Here is a 26,230-nt window from a genome sequence, read left to right as displayed (position 1 = left end):
CTTCCTATCTACTTATTTAGCTTTCACAGCTGATTTGATTGTAATCAATGATTTTTTCGCGCCAGGTACATTACCTTTGATCAAGATAACGTTGCGTTCTGCGTCTACGCGTACGATTTCCAAGTTTTGGATCGTGATGCGATTTCCGCCCATACGTCCAGCAAGACGTTTGTTTTTAAATACACGGTTAGGTGCAACTGGACCCATTGATCCAGGACGACGGTGGTAACGAGAACCGTGAGCCATTGGTCCGCGGCTTTGTCCGTGACGTTTGATAACGCCTTGGAATCCTTTACCTTTCGAAGTGCCGGTTACATCGATGATGTCTCCTGCTTCAAAAATATCAACTTTGATTTCTGATCCTACTTCTAAGCCCTCTAGCTCTACATTCTTGAATTCGCGAATGAAGCGCTTAGGAGCCGTGTTTGCTTTTGCAACATGACCTTTCGCAGGTTTGTTAGACAAAACTTCACGCATATCTTGGTAGCCGACTTGAATCGCTTCGTAGCCGTCATTTTCGATTGTTTTCACTTGTAGCACTACGTTTGGTGTAGCTTCTACTACAGTTACTGGAATCAATTCGCCAGATTCAGTGAAGATTTGAGTCATTCCCACTTTTTTCCCTAAGATTCCTTTGGTCATGATTACACCTCCATCTTAATTATTATAGTTTGATTTCGATATTAACACCGCTTGGCAAGTCTAGCTTCATTAAAGCATCAACAGTTTTTGGTGTTGGATTCACAATGTCGATTAGACGTTTGTGTGTACGCATTTCGAATTGTTCGCGTGAATCTTTGTATTTGTGCGTCGCACGGATGATCGTGTACAAGCTGCGTTCAGTTGGTAATGGAATTGGACCAGATACGCCAGCTCCAGTTCTCTTTGCAGTTTCTACGATTTTATCCGCTGATTGATCTAAAATACGATGTTCATACGCTTTTAAACGGATACGAATTTTTTGTTTTGCCATTGTTTTCCCTCCTTCGCCTATTTTGAAAAGTAGACATAGCTCCACGAAAATTTTCCGTCACGCTCGTCCATGGCAAAGCGTCCGGGCGTGTCGCAACCTCTCGTTTCGTAGCCGGCAGAAAATTTCTTTGCTGCCAGTGTGACTTACGTATTTACGTAAACAGCACCTTTATGATTATATTACGGATAAACATTGATTGCAAGCTTTTTTTATGGAAAAACCGGGATTCTTTTGCATTTCTTTCAGAAAATTTTCTTTTGTTTTCGAAACACAAAAAAAGAAGCGTTGCCCGCTTCTTTTAAGCGCTTCTTCAATTCCTATTTATATAGAAGCAAACCTGCTATTGCGGCGCTTCCTCATTCATACGTCCTTGGGCGTGGGTATAGGCACCATGCCACACATGGCCCACATAGGGATTGATGACCACGCCTTCTTTGATTGCTGCTGTGACAAAGGCTTTCGCTAAGCGAACACTTTCCACGACGGGTTTGCCTTTTGCAAGACCGGCAGCGATCGCCGCTGAAAAGGTGCAGCCTGCTCCGTGATTGAAATCAGTAGCGATTTTGCCACTTTCTAACAAGAGGAAGGATTCTCCATCATAAACAAGGTCAATGGCTTTTGCTCCTGGCAAGCGATGACCACCTTTGATCACGACGTATTTAGCACCTAATTGATGGATTTTTTCAGCAGCTTGCTTCATGGCTTCCACACTCGTCAAATCCCCCAAACCCGAAAGAATCCCCGCTTCTACTAAATTAGGGGTGACAACATCTGCTAAAGGCAACAAATGCGTGATGATGGCATCGACACTTTTTGGCTGTAAGATTTCTGCGGTCCCTTTGCAAGCAATGACGGGATCGATCACCACATTTTTGACTTGCTGTTGTTGAATCATCTTCGCTGCTTGCACAATATTGTCTTCATTGCCTAACATCCCCGTTTTAAGGGCATCCATCGGATCACCTGCAAAAGCGGAGATCAATTGCTTTTCAACAAGTGCTGGTTCCATTGCTGTTACTTCATGGCTCCAACCCGCTTGTGGATCCATCGTGACGATCGAAGCAATCGTGGCAAAACCAAAGACACCATACTCCTGAAACGTTTTTAAATCTGCTTCGATACCGGCACCTCCGGTTGAATCAGACCCGGCAATTGATATTACTTTTTCCATCTTCCTCATCTCCTTGTGCTTTTTGCTAAGTATAGTCAATCTTCCCCTTGACGAAAAGAGCCATTTGGCTTATTTTTAAACCATCCAATTGAAAAAGGTGGTGCAGGATGGCTTCATCAAGTATCGACAAACAAAAGAAACAACCGATTTACCAGCAGATCGTGACCCATTTTATCGAAGAGATCCAAGCGGGAACCTATGGGCCTGGGGATCGTTTACCACCAGAGCGCAGCCTTGCTCAGACTTTTGACGTCAACCGTTCCACCGTCGTCAAAGCGTTAGATGAATTGAAAAGCTTAGGATGGATCGAACGAAAACAAGGCAGCGGCTCTCGCGTATTGGAAGGTCGTTGGGGGAACCGACAAACACCGCTTTCTTATTTGCGCTCGTCTTTAAGCAGCCCTTACTTGCAGCAAGACCCTTACGTTCAACAGATTCAGCACTTGCGCACCGAGAAGGATGTGCTGGATCTGTACACAGGTGATCTACCTACCGTTCTGATTCCCGACTTCACGTTTCCCGCCTTTACATGGGAAGAGATCCGCAAAGAAAGCACCAAAGTATTACCGACTGGTTATGAGCCTTTGCAAGAAATCTTATTGCAGCACCTTGCTGATTCCTTCAATTTGCCCATCAGCGGTCAAAAACTAGTAATTACTGCCGGTTCGACGCAAGGAATCACCTTGCTGATGCAAGTCTTATTGCATGCGGGGGATTGTATTGCGACAGAGGACCCTTCTTTCTTGTTCTCTCTCCCCTTGTTTTCCACGATGAATGTCCAGCTGATTGGGATCAAGCAGGATAGTGAAGGGATGCGGCCTGCGGCATTGGAAAAAGTGTTGAAGGAAAAGAAGATCAAATTCGTCTATCTGAATCCCACCTTCCAAAACCCAACTGGCCACACCATGAGCGAGCATCGGCGCCAAGCGATCATCCGCCTTTGCCAGACCTACCAAGTACCGATCATAGAAGACGATGTTTTTAGCGAGTTGGCTTTTGATGAAGTACCGCCCAAGCTAAAATCCATAGCTCCCGAAACCGTCATTTATTTAGGCTCGCTTTCAAAATTACTTGGGTCATCAATCAAAATCGGCTGGCTTTTGGTGCCAGAAGCGTTAGCCGACCAATTTGCCCAAGCGAAAAAACGGATGGCGATCGATACCACGATTTTCCCGCAAGTCCTTGCCAACATCGTCTTACGCTCCTCTGATTACCACCAGCAGCAGCGGACACTGCTTACAGAAATGGCCCAGCGCCAGCAAGACCTACTCCAACTCTTGCAGGCATTTCAGGAGGACTGGCAATGGCAGCCGACGAAAGGCGGTCTTTACCTGTGGTTGACTTGGCGTCACCGCACATTGACTCGCAAAGATTGGTCGCGCTTTTTGGCGAACGATTGCTTAGTAGCACCTGCGTTTCTTTTCAGTAACGATACGAATGGCTTGCGTTTGAACTATACCCGCTTAGCCAAAGATGATTTACCACGATTTCAAGAACGATTCACAAAAATCACCAAACAGTTAAAGGAGCAAACCTATGAACGAAACCATTGAGCTTTTGCACAATCATCGCACTTACCGACAATTTGACCCTGACTACCGCTTGAGCCAAGAACAAGTAACCGCGATTTTGACTGCCGCTCGTCAAGCACCAAGCTGGATGAATGGGCAAGCCTATTCGATCCTGGTGATCGACGACCCGCAGATCCGCCAACAAATGGTCGAATGGAATCCCGGCAATCCTCATATCGCAGCAAGTTCGCTCTTTCTGCTGTTTCTCGCAGATTTAAACCGAACCAAAAAAGTTGCTGAGAAAAAACAGACCCCCTATCCAATCGATGAGGGCTATCAGCCATTATTGATCGCCACCACTGATGCCAGCATTGCTTTACAATCTGGTGCGATCGCTGCTGAATCGCTGGGCTTAGGTACCGTCATTTCCGGCAGTGTCCGCAAAGACAGCGCCAAAATCGCTGAATTGTTGCACTTACCGGAATATGTCTACCCTGTGGCTGGCTTGAGCATCGGTAAACCAATCGTAGAAATGAAGGTCAAGCCTCGCTTGCCAGAAGAAGCGGTCATTCATTACAACCATTATCAGGACTATTCTTATGAGGCGATCGAAGCCTACGATCAAACAATGACTGATTTTGGAGAAGCTCGCGAGACCAAACCATGGTCAGAAAAATTTGCTGGGTTTTACAGCAATCGCCCTGACCAAGGATTTGACGCCTTCTTGAAGAAGCAAAAACTAATAAAATAAAAAGCACCGCTCTCTTTAGCTTCGATGAACCGCAGTGGATTCGTCAACGCTAGAGATGGCGGCTCTTTTTTGGTTCTACGAGTCAAAAAAAAAGAGCAAAAGCGCGTACGCTTTTGCTCTTCGATCAATCAAATTAAGCTTGGATTGAAGTTACAACGCCTGAACCAACAGTACGTCCGCCTTCACGAATTGAGAAACGAGTTCCGTCTTCGATAGCGATTGGGTGGATCAATTCAACGTCGATTGTTACGTTATCACCAGGCATAACCATTTCAGTTCCTTCTGGTAATTCAACAACACCAGTTACGTCAGTTGTACGGAAGTAGAACTGAGGACGGTAGTTAGTGAAGAATGGAGTGTGACGTCCACCTTCTTCTTTTGTTAAAACGTAAACTTCAGCTTTAAATTTTGTATGAGGTGTGATTGTACCAGCTTTAGCTAATACTTGTCCACGTTGGATGTCTTCACGAGCAACCCCACGTAGCAATGCACCAATGTTATCCCCTGCTTCAGCATAGTCTAACAATTTACGGAACATTTCAACACCAGTTACAGTTGTTTTAGCAGTTTCTTCAGCAATACCAACGATTTCAACTTCGTCACCAACGCGAACTTGTCCACGTTCAACACGGCCTGTAGCAACAGTACCACGTCCAGTGATTGAGAATACGTCTTCGACTGGCATCATGAATGGTTTGTCAGTGTCACGTTCTGGAGTTGGAACGTATTCGTCAACTGCAGCCATTAATTCCATGATTTTTTCTTCGTATGAAGCATCGCCTTCAAGAGCTTTCAAAGCAGAACCAGCGATTACAGGAACATCGTCGCCTGGGAAGTCATATTCTGACAATAAGTCACGAACTTCCATTTCAACTAATTCTAGTAATTCTTCGTCATCAACCATATCCATTTTGTTTAAGAAAACAACGATGTATGGTACACCAACGTTACGTGATAACAAGATGTGTTCACGTGTTTGAGGCATAGGACCATCAGCAGCAGATACTACTAAGATCGCGCCGTCCATTTGAGCAGCACCAGTGATCATGTTTTTAACGTAGTCCGCGTGTCCTGGGCAGTCAACGTGAGCATAGTGACGTGCTTCAGTTTCGTACTCAACGTGAGCAGTTGAGATTGTGATTCCGCGTTCGCGTTCTTCTGGAGCGCCATCGATTTGGTCGTAAGCTGAAGCTTGAGCCAAACCTTTTTTAGATAATACAGTTGTGATAGCAGCTGTAAGTGTAGTTTTACCATGGTCAACGTGTCCGATCGTACCAATGTTTACGTGGGGTTTAGAACGGTCAAATTTTTCTTTTGCCATTTTAAAATGTTCCTCCTAAAAATGCAGTTTATTTTTTATATTTGATAGGTAGGGAGCCGCAGCTCCCCATCCCTTATCATCGATAATATTGTACACGAAACTCAGAAAAAAATATAGCTTTTTACTTAATTTCCTATACTTCCATCAATTATTCAGCTTTGCCGCCGTTTTTCTTGATGATTTCTTCTTGAACAGATTTAGGTACATCTTCATAGTGATCAAATGTCATCATGAACGTACCGCGACCTTGTGTTGATGAACGAAGTGTTGTTGCGTAACCGAACATTTCAGCTAATGGCACGATTGCGTTCACGATTTGTGAGTTACCGTGTGCTTCCATTCCTTCTACGCGTCCACGACGAGCAGTTACGTGACCCATAACATCACCTAAGTAATCTTCTGGTACAGTGATAACTACTTTCATCATTGGTTCAAGAATTACTGGATTTGCTTTCTTCGCTGCAGCACGTAAAGCCATAGAAGCTGCAACACGGAAGGCAGTTTCACTTGAATCGACATCATGGTATGAACCATCATAAAGTTTTGCTTTGATGTCAACTAATGGGTAACCGGCTAAGACACCGTTCGCCATTGAGTCTTCAAGTCCTTTTTCAACTGCTGGGATGTATTCACGAGGAACCACACCACCGACAATCGCGTTTTCGAATTCGAAGCCTTTACCTTCTTCGTTTGGTGTAAATTCGACCCATACGTGACCGTATTGACCTTTACCACCAGACTGACGTACAAATTTACCTTCCGCTTGTGTTGCTGCACGGAATGTTTCACGATAAGAAACTTGAGGCGCACCTACGTTTGCTTCAACTTTAAATTCGCGACGCATACGGTCAACTAAGACGTCCAAGTGAAGTTCTCCCATACCAGCGATAACAGTTTCGCCTGTTTCAGCGTTTGTTTCCACACGGAATGATGGATCTTCTTCAGCAAGTTTTTGTAAAGCAACCCCCATTTTATCTTGGTCAGCTTTTGATTTAGGCTCAACAGCGACTTCGATAACTGGTTCTGGGAATTCGATTGATTCAAGGATTACTGGTGATTTTTCATCACATAGTGTATCCCCAGTTGTTGTGTCTTTCAAACCAACAGCAGCGGCGATATCGCCTGAGTATACTGTTTGGATTTCAGCACGTGTGTTGGCGTGCATTTGTAGGATACGACCGATACGTTCGCGTTTGCCTTTTGAAGCATTCAATACGTATGATCCAGAGTTCAAGATACCTGAATACACACGGAAGAATGTCAAACGGCCTACGAATGGGTCAGTCATTACTTTAAATGCTAATGAAGCAAATGGTGCTTCATCGTCAGCCGGACGATCAGTTTCTTCGTCTGTTTTAGGATTGATCCCTTTAATCGCAGGAACATCAAGTGGTGAAGGCAAGTAGTCGATGACTGCATCCAACATCAATTGAACCCCTTTGTTTTTAAAGGCAGATCCACAAAGAACAGGGAAAAAGTCAACAGTCAATGTTGCTTGACGAATACCAGCTTTCAATTCTTCTTCAGTGATTTCTTCACCTTCCAAGAATTTCATCATTAGTTCTTCATCAGTATCAGCAACAGCTTCGATTAATTTTTCGCGCCATTCTTCAGCTAATTCTACATATTCTTCAGGAATTTCAGTCTCTTGGATTTCAGTTCCTAAGTCATTTGTGTAGATTTCAGCTTTCATTTTTACTAAGTCGATAATACCAGTAAAGTCATCTTCCGCACCAATTGGTAATTGGATTGGGTGAGCATTTGCTTGTAAACGATCATGTAAAGTTGATACAGAGTATAAGAAGTCTGCACCAATTTTGTCCATTTTGTTACAGAATACAACACGTGGTACGCGGTAATCTGTCGCTTGACGCCAAACTGTTTCTGTTTGAGGTTCTACACCTGATTGTGAGTCCAACACAGTTACAGCACCATCAAGTACACGCAATGAACGTTGCACTTCGATTGTGAAGTCCACGTGTCCTGGTGTGTCGATGATATTTACGCGGTTTTCTTTCCATTGCGCAGTTGTCGCAGCAGAAGTGATTGTGATCCCACGTTCTTGTTCTTGTTCCATCCAGTCCATTTGAGAAGCACCTTCATGTGTTTCACCAATTTTATGGATTTTACCTGTGTAATAAAGGATACGTTCAGTTGTCGTTGTTTTACCAGCGTCAACGTGGGCCATGATCCCGATATTACGAGTTTTTTCTAGCGAAAATTCTCTTGCCATTCTAGGTTGTTCCCCTCTCATTCTTACTTAACTTAAGCTAAGGTTGTCTCAGTACCTTCCAATAAAAAGCAGTGAGGATCTTACCAACGATAGTGAGCAAATGCGCGGTTGGCTTCCGCCATTTTGTGTGTGTCTTCGCGTTTTTTCACAGAAGCACCAGTGTTGTTTGCTGCATCCATGATTTCTTTTGCAAGACGTTCTTCCATTGTGTGTTCGCCACGCAAACGAGCGTAGTTTACCACCCAACGAAGACCTAGAGTTGTACGACGTTCAGGACGTACTTCTACTGGTACTTGGTAGTTAGAACCACCGACACGGCGAGCTTTAACTTCCAATACAGGCATAATGTTTTTCATTGCTTGTTCGAAAACTTCCAATGGATCATTTCCTGTAGATTCTTTGATAATGCCAAAAGCATTGTAGATAATATTTGCAGCAACACCGCGTTTACCATCAACCATTACACGGTTGATCAAACGAGTTACTAATTTTGAGTTATAAATAGGATCTGGTAAAACATCACGTTTTGCAACAGGACCTTTACGAGGCATCCGTAACTCCTCCTTCCGAGATATCAGTTCTGATTTAAATAAGATTCATTTGATCTGTTTGTCTTAAAGATTAAGCTTTAGGACGTTTTGTACCATATTTAGAACGAGATTGTTTACGATCGTTAACACCGGCAGTATCCAATGCACCACGAACGATATGGTAACGTACCCCTGGTAAGTCTTTTACACGTCCACCACGTAACAAGACCACGCTGTGTTCTTGTAAGTTGTGTCCGATACCTGGAATATAAGCTGTCACTTCAATCAAGTTTGACAAACGAACACGCGCATATTTACGTAGAGCTGAGTTCGGTTTTTTCGGTGTCATAGTTCCCACACGAGTAGCTACCCCACGCTTTTGAGGTGAGTTAACATTCGTTTGAGCTTTCTTGAAACTGTTATATCCTTTGTTCAATGCTGGTGAATTTGATTTTTCAACCTTGGATTTACGAGGTTTACGTACTAATTGATTAATTGTAGGCATCCCTAGTTGTCCTCCTTCCTTGATTCGCTTTATAGTCCCACACATCCAGGTGGTTCTTTTTTTGCGATAAAAAATAATGCATTCTCTGCATTCATATCAACTATGCTTTGATAGACAGTCAGCACGTCTCCAACGAGAGACCTGTAGATAAAGCACCTTTGATAGAATATCATGCTTATTCTTACCTGTCAAGTATCCTCCCAAGCTTTTTTCAAAAGAAATCTGTTACGAAAAAATCCGCAAATTTTGCGCTTCTTCCTATATAATAGAGACAAAGCATTTATTTAAAAAAGGCGGGAAGAAAATGAACCTAAAAGAAATGGTCGGCATTGAAGCGGCTAGTTATGTAAAAGATGGCATGGTCGTTGGCTTGGGCACTGGCTCAACAGCCTACTACATGATTGAAGAACTGGGTCGACGTGTAAAAGAAGAAGGTCTATCGATCACTGGTGTCCCAACTTCTTGGGCATCGAAAAAACAAGCAGAAGGATTAGGTATCCCGATTCGCACCATCGATGAAGTGGACGCTGTGGATCTAACGATCGACGGTGCAGATGAGATCAGCAAGGATTATCATGGCATCAAAGGCGGCGGTGCAGCCCTTTTATTCGAAAAAATCGTGGCGTCTAACTCCAAAAAAGTTTTGTGGATCGTTGATGAATCGAAAATGGTCGAAACACTTGGTGCCTTCCCGTTGCCAGTGGAAGTGATCCCTTATGGCAGCCAACAGCTGTTGCGTCTGTTCGAGAAGAAAAACTACCATCCAAAACTGCGTCTGAATGAAGAAGGCGAACCGTTAAAAACCGATTGCAGCAATTACATCATCGATCTTCATCTAGAAATGATCACCGCTCCTACTGAGTTGGCACAGGAATTAGATGCTACAGTGGGCGTGGTTGAACACGGTCTGTTTTTGGATATGGTTCATACGATCATTGTCGGATTGCCTGAAGGACCGAGTACCAAGCACGTTAGATAAAGGAAACAAAAAAGGAGAAGCAAAAATGCTTCTCTTTTTTTCGTTATTTTTCTTCAATCGACTTAATTTTTATTATTTTTTGTGCAAATTACCCTATCATTTAAGAAATAATTATGATACATTCAATAAAAAGGGAAAGGTAGGAGGGTTTATGAAAATCATAGGCTATGCTCGTTCAACGATCACCGACAACTCAACAAGTGAACAATTAAACAAGCTCGAAGAATTTGGGTGTCATGAATTTTTCCATGAGACATTTAGCGTGGAAGAAAGTGAAGAAAATCATTCATTGGAGTCAGTGGTGGCACAAATGCAGCCCGGCGACACCTTAGTCGTTACGGAACTGCATCGTTTAGGGAAAACGACCAGACAGCTGACCGATCTCACTGATCTATTAAAACAGCGAGAGCTTCATCTGGTTTCACTGGCAGAACAAATCGATACCCGCGGTCCGATGGGACAGGTTTACTTCAATTTAATGGAAGGACTTGCGATCATGGAACGCTCACTCATCAAAGAGCGCACGCTGGTCGGCTTAAATAAAGCCCGCAAAAAAGGCAAAATTGGCGGTCGTCCAAAAATCGATCCAAAAACGATTAAAAAAATCCGTCAATTGTACTACGAAAAAAAAGAAACGATTCAATATATTTCTGAAAAATGCGGTGTTTCTGTAGGTACATGCTATAAATACATAAAATTATCCGAAGAAGAATGGAACAAGTTACGTTCATAGTTGTCGACTCCCCCTAGAACAGCATGAAACAAAAGCGGTCCTCTTTTTAATGATCCCCTTTTGTTTTTCCTTAAGAATGGCGTTTTCCCCCAGCTTTTCCTCCAAAACCATGGAAATTCTTTGAGAAAGAGTGTACAATAAATACGGAATTGAAAATTTCAGAAAAATATCGAATATCTAAAGGAGAGTTTTACATGCCAAAATTAGTATTTTCTCGTCATGGACTAAGCGAATGGAACAAATTAAACCAGTTTACCGGTTGGGCTGATGTTGATCTAGCGCCAGAAGGTGTCGAAGAAGCAATCGAAGGCGGACGTAAAATCAAAGAAGCAGGCATCGAATTTGACGTTGCTTACACATCTGTTTTAACTCGTGCCATCAAAACTTGTAATTACATTTTAGAATATTCTGATCAACTTTGGGTACCAACGATCAAATCATGGCGCTTAAACGAACGTCATTACGGTAAATTACAAGGTTTAAATAAAAAAGAAACTGCTGAAAAATACGGTGACGAACAAGTACACATCTGGCGTCGTTCTTACGATGTTTTACCTCCATTGATGGAAGCTTCAGATGAAGGTTCTGCTGCAAACGACCGTCGTTATGCAATGCTTGACCCTCGCGACGTACCTGGTGGAGAAAACTTAAAAGTTACTTTAGAACGTGCATTGCCTTTCTGGCAAGATGAAATCGCCCCAGCATTAAAAGACGACAAAACTGTCTTAGTTGCGGCTCACGGAAACTCTCTACGTGCATTAGCAAAACATATCGAAGGTATTTCTGACGAAGATATCATGGATCTTGAGATCCCAACTGGTCAACCACTTGTTTATGAATTGAACGATGATTTGACTGTTGCGAAAAAATACTACTTATAAGCCTCGCTTATCGCTGCCCTTTTTAACCAAAGGGCAGTTTTTTTATTGGCATTTTCTCCCCCCTCTTTTATAATTGAGGGCATACTCGAAAGGAGCTTATTATGAAACTAGTCAAAAATGATACCGTTTTATTTTTAGGTGACAGCATCACAGATTGCGATCGTGATCGCCAAGACCCCCACGATTTAGGACATGGGTTTGCCCGTCTCGTTGCCGATCAGCTGGCAGAGAAATTCCCCACTGCGGGCTTTACCTTTTATAACCGCGGGATCGGCGGCAATAAAGCTGCCGATGTCTTAGCCCGTCTCCAAGAAGATTGCCTCCAATTAGCGCCTGACGTCTTGGTCTTTATGATTGGGATCAACGACACGTGGCACAATGCCGGTGGTCCCGATTTTGGTTCAGAAGCTGCGGCAACGTCCTTTGAGGCAACCTACCGTCAAATTCTGGAACAAGTGACCCAACAGGGGATCACGCGTATTTTCTTGCTGGAACCTTTTGTATTGCCATATCCTGAAGATCGCCAAACCTGGCGGATCGATCTTGATCCGAAAATCCAAATCGTTCGTCGCTTAGCTGCCGCCTTTCATTGTCAACTGCTGCCGCTGGATGGCTTGTTTGCCGAAGCATCCGTCGCTAGCTCCCCACAGGCACTGACAGGCGATGACGGTGTGCACCCTACTCCTGCAGGACACGCCTTGATTGCGAATCAGCTAATGGCCCGTTTGGCTTTTTCTTCTGAAGGGTAAATAAACAGACCGCTCCGCGACAACCAAGTCGCAGGAACGGTCTGTTTAATGATTAAAGATAGGTTGAAGGAGTCAAGGAATCTTGGTAGATTGCGATCACGTCTTCTTCTTGTAGCGGTACATACGCATTTGTTGCAATAGAGCTGAATTGAACTGCTTGAGCCGCCATTTCAGCAAAATGAGTGTCATCGGCGATTCCCACTTCTGGCAAAGTCATCGGAATATCGCAAGAAGCAAAAAAGTCATACAGTTTTTGAATCCCCATTCGGGCAGCTAATTCTGGCACTGCTTCTTGGACACCAAAGACTTCTCTGGCAAAACGCGCAAATTTCGGCGCCGTTTCTTCATTCAATACATGAAGCATCCAGCGTGGGGTCAGGATCGCTAAGCCGATGCCATGGGTAATGTCATAAAACGCACTCAACTCATGCTCCATCGCATGACAAGACCATGCACCACCCTTGCCGCTTCCAGTCAAACCATTTAAGGCTAAGGTGCTCGCCCACATCAAATTCGCCCGTGCGTCATAGTCCGAGGGATCCTTTAATGCGATGGGCAGATTTTTAATGACTGCTTTTAGCAATCCTTCTGCTACACCGTCTTGGACATCTGTTCCTTCTGTTTTACTGAAATAATTTTCAATCAGATGGCTCATGATATCCGCTGAACCGGCAGCCGTTTGATAACGACTGACACTAAAGGTCGTTGTTGGATCTAAAAAGGATACTTTCGGTAAAAATTCGGGTCCGTGAACGCCAAGTTTTTGTTTCGTTTCTAGATTAGAGATCACTGCGCCGCGATTCATTTCACTGCCGGTAGCCGCAAGGGTCAAGATCGTTACTAATGGAATCGCTGGTCCTTGATAGCTTCTGGAAAGTACTAAGTCCCAAGGCTCTTGCTCACTGCAAGCCGCCCCAGCAATCACTTTGCTGCAATCAATTACAGAACCGCCGCCAACAGCTAAAATGACGTCGATCTTTTCTGAACGACAAAGAGCGGCTCCTTGACGAACGGTTTCGATTCGTGGATTTGGATCGACACCAGTCAATTCAGTGACTTGATTGCCGTTGGCAGTCAATTGCGCCATGACTGCATCGTACAAGCCGTTTTTCTTGATACTGCCGCCACCATAGACTAGCAAGACGTTTTTTCCAAATGTATTCAGTACTTCTGGCAATTCGTTCAGACGGTCTTTCCCAAAACGAATGTCCGTCGTTACATGAAACGTAAAATTATTCATTGTCTCGTCTCCTTTTTACACCTTTTCTTTTCATTAAACCATTTTCTGGCAAAAGTGCAACGCTTCTTCGTGGCTTTTTGCCAACAAAAAAAGATAACACATTCTCGGTTGCATGCAAACCAATACGATTTGGCTGCTTGCTCTCTCAAAAGCAAGCAGCCCTCGCATCGTTCATGCACCGATCCTGTGGTATCTTTTTTACGCAATCGCTGTTTCTAAGCCAACTTTGATCATGTCGTTAAACGTCGTTTGTCTTTCTTCTGGCGTTGTTTCTTCTCCAGTGATGATGTGGTCGCTGACAGTACAGATCGCTAAGGTTTGAACGTGGAATTTCGCCCCTAAATAGTATAAGGCTGCGGCTTCCATCTCAACACCCATCACTCCAAGGTCTGCCAACTGTAACGTTTCCGTCATGTCATCTTTGTAGAAGGTATCTTCAGATAAGATGTTGCCGACGTGGGTCGTAAATCCTGATTCAATCGCTGTATCATAGGCTTTACGCAGCAGTGCAAAGTCAGCGATTGGTGGGAAATGGAAACTTTGGAAGTTTTTTGCCACCATCGATGAACTTGTTGCTGCCGCTTGGGCAATCACAAGATCACGCACGTGGACATCTTTTGAGATGGCACCACACGTACCGACCCGAATCAATTTCTTCACGCCGTAAGAGTTGATCAATTCATGGGCATAGATGCTCGCTGAAGGCATGCCCATGCCGGTTCCTTGTACAGAGACCCGCTCGCCCTTATAAACGCCTGTATAGCCCAACATTCCCCGAACATTGTTGTAACAGATCGGGTCTTCTAAAAATGTTTCAGCAATATATTTCGCCCGCAGTGGATCACCTGGTAACAAGATTTTGTCTGCGATCTCGCCTGCTTTTGCTTCGATATGAACGCTCATTCGTTTTTCTCCTTTGGTCTGCTTTTTATAGTACTGCTAACGTTTCTTTGATCAACGCTTTAAATTCTGCCTTGACCCGTTCCGTCGTTTCCACGACTTCTTCGTGATTCAAGCTCGCTTGCATACCAGCAGCCAAGTTTGTGATGCAAGAAACACCTAAGACTTTCAAGCCACTGTGAACAGCAACGATCACTTCTGGGACAGTCGACATACCGACAGCATCGGCACCGATCGTCCGAGCAAAGCGGATCTCTGCTGGCGTTTCATACGTAGGACCTGAGAAGCCCATATAGACGCCTTCTTTTAAGTGCAATCCTTTTGATGCGCCAACTTTTTGTGCCGCTTCCCGATAAGGCAAATGGTAAGCTTGGCTCATATCTGGGAAACGTGGACCCATTTCTTCTTCGTTTTCACCAATCAGTGGGTTGTCCCCCATAAAGTTGATTTGATCGGTGATCAACATCAAGTCTCCAGGCTGGAAGCTTTCGTTCACACCGCCACAGGCATTGGTCACGACTAAAGAATGAGCTTTCAATGCCGCCATCACACGGACGGGGTAAGTGACCGTCTGCATCGAATGGCCTTCATAATAATGGAATCGTCCTTGCATCGCTAAGACTTTTTTCCCAGCTAATGTTCCATAGACCAATTGTCCAGCATGACCGACCACTGTCGAAACAGGAAAATGCGGGATATCGTTATAAGGCAACACGATTGGGTTTTCGATCTCATCGGCTAATTCCCCTAAGCCAGAACCTAAAATCAAGCCAAATTCCACTTCACCGACGCCGCTTCCTTTGATAAATGCCGTTGTTTCTTGTAATTTCTCATGTAACGTTGTCATTTCATCACCTCTAGTTTAAATGTTTTAAAAAGCTAGTTCCGTTTTCTGTAGCTGAAACACCAAAGTTTTCAGCGATCGTTGCGGAAATATCCGCATAGTAGCCTTGTGGCAATTTTCCTTGGCCTTGGAATTTCTTGCTGTACGCTAGTAATGGCACATATTCTCTCGTGTGATCCGTTCCCGTAAAGGTTGGGTCATTGCCGTGGTCAGCTGTGATCAACAGCAGATCCTCGTCTCCCATTGCTTCTAAGAGTTCTGGAATACGCAAATCAAAATCTTCAATGGCGTGGGCATACCCTACGACATCGCGACGGTGACCATAAAGCGCATCGAAGTCGACTAAGTTCGTAAAGCTTAGACCCGTAAAGTCTTGTTTCATCACCTTCAGTAATTGATCCACACCGTCCATATTGCTCTTCGTCCGTACAGAATCGGTGATTCCTTGCCCGTTGAAGATATCATTGATTTTCCCAACGGCGATCACGTCTTTTCCAGCTTCTTTCAATGAATCTAACACTGTATGGCCAAATGGATCGAGTGCGTAGTCATGACGATTGCTCGTACGAGTAAAGTTTCCAGGCTCACCGACATAAGGACGCGCGATGATGCGGCCGATCATATACGGCTCATCTTTCGTGATATCCCGAACGTACTGACAAATACGATACAATTCTTCTAATGGAATGATTTCCTCATGAGCGGCGATCTGCAACACTGGGTCAGCCGAAGTGTAAACGATCAGATCCCCGGTCTTCATTTGATGTTCGCCAAAGTCATCAATGACTGCTGTCCCAGAATACGGCGCATTGCAGACGATTTTGCGTCCAGAGAACGCTTCGATCTGTTGCAATAATTCATCGGGAAACCCATCTGGAAATACGCGGAAAGGCTTTTGGATATTCAAGCCCATGATCTCCCAGTGACCCGTCATCGTATCTTTCCCAACAGAAACTTCTTCCAATTTGGTTGCATACCCATCATGGTCAGCTACCGCCTTTACGCCTTCTAAAGGACGAATCGTACCTAGGCCTAATTGTTCCAAGTGAGGGATCGTTAAGCCTGCTTCTTTTGCAATATGGCCTAATGTATCTGAACCGACATCACCAAAAGCTGCCGCATCAGGTGCTTCACCAATTCCGACTGAATCCATCACGATCAAGTGTACACGTTTAAACATTCTATTCCCTACTTTCTTTATTTTATGCTTTTACAAGCGGATCTACTACCTCTATCATACTAAACTTAAGCAAAAATTGCGCTGGGTTGCTTTGGAAATTTCCTGACGCTTTCCTTTCACCCAGAGGATAGAAAAAGGGCAGGACACAGCAACACATTCATGTCCCATAGCCCCACCCTTTCATACTGAAAAAATTATTTAGATTTAATGTAGTTCTTCCCGTTAGCTTTCGGACCAGCAGCTTTTCCAAGGAAAAGAACGAGCACGATGATCGTCAAGGCATAAGGCGCAGCTTGTAAGTAAACTGCTGGAATGGAAGAGATGATTGGCAGCTGGCCACCTACGATACTGATGTTTTGCGCGAAACCGAAGAAAATCGCTGCTCCCATCGCACCAAGTGGATTCCATTTACCAAAGATCATCGCAGCCATCGAGATAAACCCTTGACCGGCGATCGTTGTCACAGCAAAGCGACCCGCGATCGATTGAGCAAACAAGGCACCGCCCATCCCACCAAGGAATCCAGAGATCAAGACGCCTGAGTAACGCATCACGTAAACATTGATCCCTAAGGTATCAGCTGCTTGAGGATGCTCACCGACAGAACGAAGACGCAACCCAAAGCGTGTTTTGAAAATCACGAACCACGCGATCACTGAGATCAAAATGGCGAAGTACGCCGGTAAGAACGTTTGATTAAAGAAAATCGGGCCAATGATAGGAATATCTTTAAGAATCGGGAAATTGAAATACCCCAATGTCCGTTGGATGTTATCGGTTTGCCCTTTGTTGTAGATCGCTTTAACTAAGAACACGGCCAAAGCTGGTGCCATCAAGTTCATCACCGTACCACTGATGATGTGGTCTGCACGGAAGTTGATGGTTGCCACCGCATGCAGCAAGGAGAAAACCACACCGACAAGTCCGCCGACGAGCATCCCTAACCACGGTGTCCACGCACCAAATTGTGACGCAAATTCAATATTGAAAACAATCGAGCTAAAAGCACCCATAACCATGATTCCTTCAAGACCCACGTTAACGATCCCGCTTCGCTCTGAGAACACGCCACCTAGCGCCGTCAAAATCAGAGGAGACGCATAAATCAATGTTTGAGTGACGATCGAAGAAATTAAACTAATATCCATTAGATGGTTCCTCCTTCCTGATCTTGATCGTTTGGTTGGGCTTCAATCTCCTGTACGACCAGCGCTTCTTTTTTGCCGTCAAAGATTTTTGCCAACAAGAAACGAATCACAAAACTGATCGCTACGAAGAAAATAATAATTGCGATATTAACATCAACTAATTCAGATGGAATACCTGCAAACTGCATGCCTTGTCCACCTAATTTCAAAATACTGAACAAGAGGGCTGAAAGCAAGATTCCGATCGATGAGCCGCTTCCTAACAAGGATACAGCCATACCGTCAAATCCGATGCTTAATGATGACCCTTGAACGAAGAAGTTTTCAAACGTTCCTAGTCCTTGAACGACTCCACCTAATCCGGCAAGTGTTCCAGAGATGATCATGGAGATAATGATCGTCCGTTTGCTACTCATCCCAGCATATTCAGAAGCGCTTGGGTTCAAGCCCACCGCGCGGATCTCATAACCAAGAGTGGTTTTTTTCATCAAGAACCAAACCAAAACTAAGAAGATCAAGGCCAAGAGGATCCCCAAGTTCAAGCGAGAGTTGCTCGTGATGCTTGCTAGAAACGGGGTCTGCATGGAGGCATTTTCCCCCACCATTTTCGTGACCCCTTTTGTCGTGATCATGGATTCGCTCATCACATTATTGACTAAATGGTTCCCCGTATAAAGCAAGATATAGTTCATCATGATCGTCACGATGACTTCACTCGTACCAAAGAATGCCCGTAGGAACCCAGGAATCGCAGCTGCGATCGCCCCGCATAACGCCCCTACGATCACGGCTAATGGCAAGACCACCAACCGAGGCGCATCCGGCATCGCTAGTGCGACCCAGATACTGGCAACCCAACCTGCTAGCGCTTGACCAGAAAGACCGATATTGAAGAATCCCGCTGAGTTTGCAACGGCAAATCCAAGAGCGGTAAAGATCAATGGTCCTGCTGTAACAAAAATCTCACCAATGTTGCGGGCATTTAATCCACCTGTTTGTCCGTTGATAAAAACGGTCCGGAACATTTGTGTATACCCTGTGATCGGGCTGTAGCCGAAGGCCGCCATGATGATTCCGCCAAGGACGAATCCCAACAAGACAGCGATGATCGGCACTAATATATTGCGGATCTTTTCTTTGCGGTTATTCAACCGAACCACCTACTTCCTCCATTTGCAGCTCTCGTCTTGCTTCCTCCAAGGAGTACCCTGCCATCAACAAGCCAAGCTCTTTCTCTGATGTTTCTTTCGGATCAACGACCCCAACGATCTCACCAGCATGAATAACAGCAATGCGGTCTGATACATTCAAAATTTCATCTAATTCAAAGCTGACTAACAATACCGCTTTGAACTTATCCCGCTGTTCAATCAAGCGTTTGTGGATAAATTCGATCGCTCCGACATCCAACCCACGGGTCGGATTGGCAACGATCAATAGATCAGGATCGCGGCTGATTTCTCGTGCGATAATCGCTTTTTGTTGATTCCCGCCGGACAATGCCCGTGCCGGTACGATCTCATTGACTGTTCGTACATCAAATTCTTGAATCAAGTCACGAGCAAACTCGTTGATCTCTCCATAATCCAAGACACCTGCATTACTCAAAGGTTTTTTGTAGTAGGTTTGCAAGGCGATGTTTTCTGATAACATCATATCCAAGACAAGCCCGTATTTATGGCGGTCTTCTGGCACATGACCAACGCCGGCTTCGGTGACTTTCCGAGGCTTGAAGTTGGTGATGTCATCGCCATTCAGCAAGACCTTGCCGCTTTCGACTTTCCGTAAACCAGTGATGGCTTGTAACAGCTCTGATTGCCCATTGCCATCGATACCAGCAATCCCCAATACTTCACCTGCACGTACTTCTAAGCTTAAGTTTTTGACTGCTTCTAAGCCACGGTTTTCTTTTACAACTAAGTTTTCAACAGAAAGCACGACTTCTTTTGGTGACGCCTCTTTCTTCGGTGTCTTGAAGGACACAGAACGACCAACCATCATATCGGCCAACTGTTGGGAGCTGACGTCTTTGACATTGACAGTGCCGATCCCTTGTCCCCGACGGATAACTGTACAACGGTCTGCCACCGCTTTGATCTCATCCAGTTTGTGGGTGATCAAGATGATCGATTTCCCTTCGCGCACCAATCCGCGCATGATTTCGATCAGCTCTTCGATTTCTTGCGGTGTCAAAACTGCCGTTGGTTCATCAAAAATCAGTACATCTGCGCCGCGGTAAAGAGTCTTCAAGATCTCTACCCGTTGTTCCATCCCGACAGAGATGTCACGCACATAGGCATCTGGATCAACCGATAAACCATATTGTTCAGAAACTTTTTTGATTTCTTTGCGGGCTTTCTTGCGATCTAACACACCGAGATGATGGGGTTCGCTTCCCAAAATGATATTTTCTGTTACAGTAAAGGCGTCTACCAGCATGAAATGCTGATGCACCATACCGATCCCCAATTTGTTTGCTGCGGTCGGACTCGTGATATTCACTTTTTCACCATTCATCCAGATTTCACCAGATGTTGGTTCCAATAATCCTGACAGCATATTCATCAAGGTCGACTTGCCCGCTCCATTTTCACCAAGCAATGCGTGGATTTCTCCCGGCCTTACTTGCAAGTTGACATCGTCATTGGCTTTGAACGTTCCAAACTCTTTGGTGATATGACGCATTTCTACAACATATTTTTCCTCAGCCAAATTACTCACATCCTTACTTTCTAATTCGCTTATACAAACCATTCGTCATGTCAAAAAAATAATTGCTATTGCTTAGGATGATTACTATCCTCATGAAAACCCGTAGCTTTCATCAACATAGTAATCCAACAACGATCATCTTGCCCTAGGCTAGGGCAAGATAACCGAAAAGAACCACTTTATTTTTCAGGTGTTTCTGGTACTTCTACTTTGCCGTCGATCACGTCTTGTTTCGCTGTTTCGATCGCTGCTTTGGCATCATCTGAAAGGAACCCTTCAGTAATGTCTACACCGCCATCTTTCAAGCCGTAAACAATGTGTTCGCCGCCAGGGAAGTTGTCTTCTAACGCACGAGTTGAGATATCTTGTACCGCTGCGCCAACACCTTTCAATGTTGAAGCCAATGTGAAGTTATCTTCTTTGCCGTCAGCAGTTGTAAAATTACCTTCGTCTTGTTGATCGCTATCTACACCGATGACCCAAACTTTTTTGTCTTCTAGGTCTGCTTCGTTCAATTGTTCGTTGATTGCTTTTGCTTCTTGGAAGACACCTGCACCAGTACCGCCAGATGCGTGGAAGATTACGTCAATGCCGCTTTGGTACATTGAAGCTGCCAATGCTTTCCCTTTGGCAGGATCACCAAATGATGCTGCATATTGAGGCTCAACCGTGATTTCTTTGCCTAATTTTTCAGCTGCGTCTTGAACGCCTTTCATGAAACCAGCTTCGAAACGGTCGATAACGACGCCTTCTTCACCACCGATGAAGCCGACTTTGTTTGTTTTGGTTGTATAAGCTGCAGCAAAACCAGCTAAGTAAGCTGCTTCGTTATCTTTAAATGTTGCCGAAACAACGTTGTCTTTGCCTTCGATCACATCATCGATGATCCCGAATTGTGTATCAGGGTTTTGGTCAGCTGCTGCTGCGATTGAATCTTTCAATAAGTAACCCACACCGAAAATCGTTTTGAAACCATTTTGAACGGCACCATTTACGTTGGTTGTGTATTCTGATGCTTCATTTGATTGCACGTAGTCATAACCACCAGCACCGCGAGCGATCCCGTGTTCCTCACCCCATGCTTCTAAGCCTTCCCACGCGGATTGGTTGAATGAACGGTCATCCACCCCACCGATATCGGTAACGATTGCGACACTATGCGCTGCATCAGTCGTACCGTCTGCAGAACCGCCGCCAGTTGAATCAGTTGAACCTGAATTTCCTCCGCCACAAGCACCAAGTAAAGTCAACCCAGCTACTGCAACAATACCTAAACTAAATAATTTTGCTTTTTTCATTGCTGTAAAGCCCCCTAAAAATATAGTTTTTTTCAACAGCCGCATCGACTGAATGAACATGGTTTATAAATCTTTGTTCGTGAAGTAATAAGGCAATAGGCCTTCTACCGTGGTTTCTTTGATGACACCATCATCGCCGACTAAGGTCACCGGCATATCTGGCGCACAAAATTCCACCATGACCTGGCGGCAAGCACCGCAAGGAGAGATCGGTTCTGGCGTATGACCCGCCACAACCAAATGTTGAAACTCTTTTTCGCCTTCAGAAACGGCTTTGAAAAAAGCCGTTCGTTCTGCGCAATTTGTTAAGCCATATGAGGCATTTTCAATGTTGATCCCTTGATATATCGTCCCATTTTTTGCAACGAGACAAGCACCAACCGGAAACTTAGAGTACGGCACATACGCTTTATCTAAGGCGGAAACGGCGGTGTCGATCCACTCTTTTTTCGCTATTGTCATTGTCTTCCCCGCTCTTGTTTTTAATTTTTGCTACTTTACTTAATGCTAGGCTTAATAGCCAGCACCTGTTGAGCCAGTCACGATGGCAACACTTGCGCTTGTTCCTAAGCGGTTTGCCCCCGCTTCGACCATAGCTGCCGCTTCTGCTTCGTTGTGGATACCACCGGAAGCTTTGACACCCATTTCTGGTCCTACAGTTTCACGCATCAAGCGAACATCTTCAATGACTGCCCCACCAGTTGAAAAGCCAGTTGAGGTTTTCACGAAATCTGCACCGGCTGCTTTGGCTAATTCACAGGCTTTGACGATTTCTTCGTTGTCTAATAACGCTGTTTCAATGATTACTTTGACAAGCGCTTTGTCTTTGGCCGCTTCAACGACTGCTTCGATGTCTACTTGAACTTTTTTGTATTGTTTTGATTTCAAGGCACCTACGTTAATTACCATATCGACTTCATCTGCGCCATTTTTGATCGCATCTGTTGTTTCATAAGCTTTGACTTCAGATGTGTTTGCCCCTAAAGGAAAGCCGATCACGGTACAAACAGCCGTTGGTTCGCCTTGTAATTTTTCTGCCGCTAATGAAACCCACGTTGGATTGATGCAGACAGAATAAAAGTGATAGGTTTTTGCCTCTTCGATGATTCGTAAAACATCTTCCTCCGTTGCGTCTGCTTTCAAAATCGTGTGGTCGATCATGCGATTCAATTCCATTTTTATTCGCTCCTTATTCTGTAATAATGTCATGGATCAATGGCGGTTCTGCGCCATCTTCCCCAATTTCAATATTTTGGTCGATCAATGCTTTGACATCCTCGATTGCTTCGGTATTGCTGTAGATCGTCAATAGCGATTCTCCTTCAGTTACTGATTCGCCAACTTTCTTATGCAATTTGATGCCCACTGCATGGTCGATGTCTTCGTCTTTGGTCTTACGACCTGCCCCTAACATCATCGCCGCGATCCCTAGCTCATTGGCAACTAATTTCGTCACCACGCCACTAGTTTTCGCTGGGACTTCCACTTCATATTTCGCTGTCAAAATCTTGCTCGGGTCATCGATCACTGAAGCGTCTCCGCCTTGGTCTGTGATCATCTGTCTGAATTTTTCTAACGCTTTGCCTGAATGCAAGGCTTCTTCCAACAGTTGGCGTGCTTCTTCCAATGAATCAGCTTTTTTCGCTAAAACGACCATTTGGCTGCCCAGTGCATAGCACATTTCTTCCAAGTCTTTCGGTCCTTTTCCTTGCAGTGTCTCAATAGCTTCCACCACTTCCAAACTGTTCCCGATCGCTTCCCCTAGAGGTTGTGACATATCAGAAATGACTGCCATCGTTTGGCGATTTGCCAATTTTCCGATGCGGACCATCGTTTGGGCTAAGCGTTTGGCATCCTCCAAGTTTTTCATAAAGGCGCCATCGCCTGTGGTTACATCTAACACGATCGCATCGGCACCTGCCGCGATTTTTTTACTCATGATCGAGCTGGCGATCAATGGGATCGAACTAACCGTTGCCGTCACATCTCGTAAGGCATACAGTTTTTTGTCCGCAGGAGCTAAATCTCCTGATTGACCGATCACGGCCACTTTACTTTCGTTGACTAATCGGATAAAGTCGGCTTCAGAAAGCTCGATTTTAAATCCAGGGATCGCTTCAAGCTTGTCTAACGTCCCTCCGGTATAGCCTAAGCCGCGGCCAGACATTTTCGCAACCGGTACGCCAACACTAGCCACTAATGGCGCTAGGATCAACGTGGTCGTATCACCAACACCACCAGTCGAATGCTTATCGACTTTGATTCCTTCAATTGAGGATAGGTCGATCACTTCACCAGAATTTGCCATTGCTAGCGTTAAGTTCGTGATCTCTTCATCTGTCATATCTACATAAAAAATAGCCATCAACAAGGCACTCATTTGATAATCTGGAATACTTCCTTCAGTATACGCAGTTACAATGTAGTCAATTTCTTCCTTCGTTAATGACTTGCCGTCACGTTTCTTTTCAATTAAATCCACCATTCGCATCGAAATGACCCTCGCTTCCTTTAACATTATACAATAATTTTTCGTAGGGTAAACCACTTTAGTAAAACAGTTTACTAAATATCGCAAAACTATGAAAACACTTACAAGAAGAAATATACCGCATTATTTCTCGCTTGTCAATGTCTTCACGCTCTCACGAATAATTAATTTTGTATCAAAAATCTTATTTGGAATTCGCCGTGTCGGAAACTCAATGGCGTCCACTAAAAACTTCGCTGCGGTAAAACCGATTTCAAAGGTCGGCTGCATGACCGTGGTAAGCGGTGGTGTGATGTATTCCGATAATTTCAAGGCATCAAAGCCGATCACCGAGTAGTCTTCTGGTACTTTTTTGCCAGCCTCATAAATCGCTTGATAACAGCCGATCGCCATGGCGTCGTTGCCGCAGAAAAACGCTGTGATCTCTTTGTACTTCAATAATTCCTTCGTTGCTTCGTACCCGCCGGTAACCGTTAATTCAGCATTTTCTACATATCGGCCTTTAAAAGGGATCTGATGGTCCTTCAAGGCATGGCGATAGCCATTGAACCGTTCCTCTAATTGATAGTAGCCGGTGATTTCTTTGAGCATCGCAATGTTGCGGTGACCGTTTTTGATCAAATAACTGACGGCTTGGTAGGCACCTTCGTATTCTTTCACGATTAAACGACCATTGTCCCGCTGATTGATCCCGCGATCGACTAAAATAATTGGTCGGTCATCAAAGAACCCGCTCTTCAAGGAATAATCCTCCGGCAGTAAATGCGGCGTCGCTAATAAGATACCATCTACCGAACGATGAGACAGTTCATTCAAATATTGAACCTCTTTTTCTTGGCTGTGGCGCGAATTGCATAACACTAGCATGTAACCTAGTGGATTGAAATAACTTTCCGCCCCTTCAATGACTTTAGAGAAAAAGAAATCCGTCACATCAGGCACGATCATTCCGATCGTTTTTGAATGGCGGTTGATAAGATTCGAAGCAAAAAAATCCGGCTTATAGTGATATTTATTTACGATATCTAAGACCCGCTTCCGGGTTTCTTCACTAAAACGGCTGCCTTTATTGTTTAGGATCTGCGACACGGTCGTGACAGAGACGCCAGCCATTTCAGCAATCTGTTTAATCGTCAATTTCATCTGCTTCTCTCCTCTCTTGCCTAAAGTGTAGCAAATTTTTCTCAAAAAAAATAGCACACTTTCAACAAGTGTGCGACTTTCTTTTTCGTTGATCAAAAATAGCCCGATGATATAGACAGCTGATTAACCAACGCTGCAATTGCCCGAAAGGCTGCTGGCAATAGGCTTTTTGAGAAACCAACTGGTCCAGTTGCTGCTAACCAGCGCTTGCCTTGGCGATGCCTTTGATCTGCTGAGAATCAAAGAGCAGCTACGCTTCTTTTACGCTTTGAATGATGTAATAGCCTTTGTCTTTTTTGATGATTTCGGCATTGCCAAAGGTCTCTTGCATTTTCTTTTGAGCACTCGGCGCCCCTTGTTTCTTTTGGATCACGATCGTTAAAGTCCCCCCTGTTTTTAGTAGCGGAAACGCCCCTGTCAAAATCTCATGGACGACTTCTTTTCCTGCCCGAATCGGTGGATTGCTGAGGATCGCCGCATAAGCAGGTTGATTTAATTGGGCATAGATATTGGATTGATGGATATCTACCTGTTCAATGCCGTTACGCTGGGCATTGCCTTTTGCCAAATCCACTGCCCGCTGATTGATATCGATCATCTCGACAGGTCGCTGACTTGCATAAGCCAACGACAAGCCAACAGGACCATAGCCACACCCAACGTCTAGCAAACTTCCTTCTGGCAGCTCCGCCCACTCAAACGCATCGATCAGCACCCGCGAGCCGTAGTCCACCGTCTCACGGGAAAACACCCCGCTATCTGTCACAAAATGAAAGTTCTTTCCTCTTAATTCAAACGACCACTGTTCAAAATCATGGGCCGTATCAGGATTTTCTGTATAGTAGTGATTACTCATGTTTATGCTCCTTTCTTCTATTCCCTTTTCGCTTGTTTTTTCTAATGGCTTCTACTGGTTTTTTCCTTGTTTCTTCTATTT

The 26,230-nt window shown here is 44.5% G+C and carries 26 protein-coding genes; 6 read left to right on the top strand and 20 right to left on the bottom strand.

Translation table 11 applies throughout. From position 1 onward, the window contains the following. Positions 1-12: 12 nt before the first annotated feature. The 3 genes from rplC to thiD form a co-directional block, all read right to left on the bottom strand. Complete coding sequence (gene rplC, locus IGJ74_RS01260) at positions 13-642, bottom strand: 50S ribosomal protein L3 (RefSeq protein ID WP_003127967.1); 630 nt, start codon at positions 640-642, stop codon at positions 13-15. Between the two features lie 22 nt (positions 643-664). Continuing rightward, on the bottom strand, positions 665-973 hold the full coding sequence (rpsJ, locus tag IGJ74_RS01255; protein WP_003127966.1) for a 30S ribosomal protein S10: 309 nt from the start codon (positions 971-973) through the stop codon (positions 665-667). A gap of 340 nt (positions 974-1,313) precedes the next feature. Then, positions 1,314-2,144 carry a bifunctional hydroxymethylpyrimidine kinase/phosphomethylpyrimidine kinase gene (gene thiD / locus IGJ74_RS01250; protein WP_087664790.1) on the bottom strand — a complete coding sequence of 277 codons (831 nt, stop codon included), beginning with the start codon at positions 2,142-2,144 and terminating at the stop codon, positions 1,314-1,316. A gap of 107 nt (positions 2,145-2,251) precedes the next feature. Here thiD and IGJ74_RS01245 point away from each other — a divergent pair, with 107 nt between their 5' ends. Continuing rightward, entirely contained in the window at positions 2,252-3,697 is a 1,446-nt protein-coding gene (locus IGJ74_RS01245) for a PLP-dependent aminotransferase family protein (protein WP_218193346.1), read from the top strand. Beyond that, complete coding sequence (locus IGJ74_RS01240; protein ID WP_061053631.1) at positions 3,681-4,406, top strand: nitroreductase family protein; 726 nt, start codon at positions 3,681-3,683, stop codon at positions 4,404-4,406. The genes IGJ74_RS01245 and IGJ74_RS01240 overlap by 17 nt, the downstream gene beginning before the upstream one ends. A 133-nt stretch (positions 4,407-4,539) precedes the next feature. Here IGJ74_RS01240 and tuf read toward each other — a convergent pair whose 3' ends face one another. The 4 genes from tuf to rpsL all read right to left on the bottom strand — a co-directional run bounded on the left by tuf (position 4,540) and on the right by rpsL (position 8,995). After that, positions 4,540-5,727 (bottom strand): elongation factor Tu, encoded by a 1,188-nt coding sequence (gene tuf / locus IGJ74_RS01235; protein ID WP_005226902.1) that lies wholly within the window; start codon positions 5,725-5,727, stop codon positions 4,540-4,542. Positions 5,728-5,875: 148 nt separating this feature from the next. Further along, positions 5,876-7,960, bottom strand: coding sequence for an elongation factor G (fusA, locus tag IGJ74_RS01230; RefSeq protein ID WP_005226900.1), 2,085 nt, complete (start codon positions 7,958-7,960; stop codon positions 5,876-5,878). 80 nt (positions 7,961-8,040) lie between these two features. Next, positions 8,041-8,511, bottom strand: coding sequence for a 30S ribosomal protein S7 (gene rpsG, locus IGJ74_RS01225; RefSeq protein WP_003127957.1), 471 nt, complete (start codon positions 8,509-8,511; stop codon positions 8,041-8,043). Positions 8,512-8,581: 70 nt separating this feature from the next. Next, entirely contained in the window at positions 8,582-8,995 is a 414-nt protein-coding gene (gene rpsL, locus IGJ74_RS01220; RefSeq protein ID WP_003127956.1) for a 30S ribosomal protein S12, read from the bottom strand. Between the two features lie 304 nt (positions 8,996-9,299). Between rpsL and rpiA the strand changes: the two genes are divergently transcribed. From rpiA to IGJ74_RS01200, 4 genes are all read left to right on the top strand, one after another. Beyond that, a complete protein-coding gene (rpiA, locus tag IGJ74_RS01215) occupies positions 9,300-9,974 on the top strand; it encodes a ribose-5-phosphate isomerase RpiA (RefSeq protein ID WP_087664788.1) in 675 nt (224 codons plus the stop codon). Positions 9,975-10,125: 151 nt separating this feature from the next. Continuing rightward, the gene (locus IGJ74_RS01210) at positions 10,126-10,707 is read left to right on the top strand and encodes a recombinase family protein (protein WP_005226873.1); all 582 of its coding nucleotides are present in this window, start codon (positions 10,126-10,128) and stop codon (positions 10,705-10,707) included. Between the two features lie 194 nt (positions 10,708-10,901). Further along, positions 10,902-11,588, top strand: coding sequence for a 2,3-diphosphoglycerate-dependent phosphoglycerate mutase (gene gpmA, locus IGJ74_RS01205; RefSeq protein ID WP_005226871.1), 687 nt, complete (start codon positions 10,902-10,904; stop codon positions 11,586-11,588). Positions 11,589-11,689: 101 nt separating this feature from the next. Beyond that, complete coding sequence (locus IGJ74_RS01200) at positions 11,690-12,337, top strand: SGNH/GDSL hydrolase family protein (RefSeq protein ID WP_005232551.1); 648 nt, start codon at positions 11,690-11,692, stop codon at positions 12,335-12,337. Between the two features lie 52 nt (positions 12,338-12,389). Here the strand turns inward: IGJ74_RS01200 and IGJ74_RS01195 are convergent, their stop codons facing one another. From IGJ74_RS01195 to IGJ74_RS01135, 13 genes are all read right to left on the bottom strand, one after another. Next, positions 12,390-13,577, bottom strand: a complete 1,188-nt coding sequence (locus IGJ74_RS01195; RefSeq protein WP_005232552.1) for an iron-containing alcohol dehydrogenase — start codon at positions 13,575-13,577, stop codon at positions 12,390-12,392. A gap of 198 nt (positions 13,578-13,775) precedes the next feature. Beyond that, complete coding sequence (gene deoD, locus IGJ74_RS01190) at positions 13,776-14,480, bottom strand: purine-nucleoside phosphorylase (RefSeq protein WP_005226852.1); 705 nt, start codon at positions 14,478-14,480, stop codon at positions 13,776-13,778. A 25-nt stretch (positions 14,481-14,505) separates the two neighbouring features. Continuing rightward, positions 14,506-15,324 (bottom strand): purine-nucleoside phosphorylase, encoded by an 819-nt coding sequence (locus IGJ74_RS01185; protein WP_008376402.1) that lies wholly within the window; start codon positions 15,322-15,324, stop codon positions 14,506-14,508. Between the two features lie 10 nt (positions 15,325-15,334). Next, on the bottom strand, positions 15,335-16,501 hold the full coding sequence (gene deoB, locus IGJ74_RS01180; RefSeq protein ID WP_005232555.1) for a phosphopentomutase: 1,167 nt from the start codon (positions 16,499-16,501) through the stop codon (positions 15,335-15,337). A 194-nt stretch (positions 16,502-16,695) separates the two neighbouring features. Then, positions 16,696-17,649 carry an ABC transporter permease gene (locus IGJ74_RS01175; protein WP_005232556.1) on the bottom strand — a complete coding sequence of 318 codons (954 nt, stop codon included), beginning with the start codon at positions 17,647-17,649 and terminating at the stop codon, positions 16,696-16,698. Beyond that, positions 17,649-18,800 carry an ABC transporter permease gene (locus IGJ74_RS01170; RefSeq protein ID WP_242691830.1) on the bottom strand — a complete coding sequence of 384 codons (1,152 nt, stop codon included), beginning with the start codon at positions 18,798-18,800 and terminating at the stop codon, positions 17,649-17,651. Before IGJ74_RS01170 ends, IGJ74_RS01175 begins: the two co-directional genes overlap by 1 nt. Next, entirely contained in the window at positions 18,793-20,403 is a 1,611-nt protein-coding gene (locus IGJ74_RS01165; RefSeq protein ID WP_005232559.1) for an ABC transporter ATP-binding protein, read from the bottom strand. Before IGJ74_RS01165 ends, IGJ74_RS01170 begins: the two co-directional genes overlap by 8 nt. A 137-nt stretch (positions 20,404-20,540) precedes the next feature. Beyond that, complete coding sequence (locus tag IGJ74_RS01160) at positions 20,541-21,659, bottom strand: BMP family lipoprotein (RefSeq protein ID WP_087664786.1); 1,119 nt, start codon at positions 21,657-21,659, stop codon at positions 20,541-20,543. Positions 21,660-21,722: 63 nt separating this feature from the next. Beyond that, positions 21,723-22,121 (bottom strand): cytidine deaminase, encoded by a 399-nt coding sequence (locus tag IGJ74_RS01155; RefSeq protein WP_005226837.1) that lies wholly within the window; start codon positions 22,119-22,121, stop codon positions 21,723-21,725. 51 nt (positions 22,122-22,172) lie between these two features. Continuing rightward, complete coding sequence (deoC, locus tag IGJ74_RS01150) at positions 22,173-22,835, bottom strand: deoxyribose-phosphate aldolase (protein WP_061053626.1); 663 nt, start codon at positions 22,833-22,835, stop codon at positions 22,173-22,175. 13 nt (positions 22,836-22,848) lie between these two features. After that, on the bottom strand, positions 22,849-24,150 hold the full coding sequence (locus tag IGJ74_RS01145; protein WP_034878152.1) for a pyrimidine-nucleoside phosphorylase: 1,302 nt from the start codon (positions 24,148-24,150) through the stop codon (positions 22,849-22,851). A gap of 123 nt (positions 24,151-24,273) precedes the next feature. After that, a complete protein-coding gene (locus IGJ74_RS01140; RefSeq protein WP_005226832.1) occupies positions 24,274-25,293 on the bottom strand; it encodes a LacI family DNA-binding transcriptional regulator in 1,020 nt (339 codons plus the stop codon). A 250-nt stretch (positions 25,294-25,543) separates the two neighbouring features. Further along, positions 25,544-26,149: a class I SAM-dependent methyltransferase gene (locus IGJ74_RS01135; RefSeq protein ID WP_061053625.1), complete on the bottom strand. Its 606-nt coding sequence runs from the start codon at positions 26,147-26,149 to the stop codon at positions 25,544-25,546. Positions 26,150-26,230 lie beyond the last annotated feature (81 nt).

Origin of the sequence: Enterococcus sp. AZ009 (assembly GCF_050548785.1) — a bacterium.
In the GTDB taxonomy this organism is placed as follows: domain Bacteria; phylum Bacillota; class Bacilli; order Lactobacillales; family Enterococcaceae; genus Enterococcus_D; species Enterococcus_D entomosocium.
Note: the sequence above shows the minus strand (reverse complement) of the source record. Positions and strands in the feature narration are given on the sequence as shown.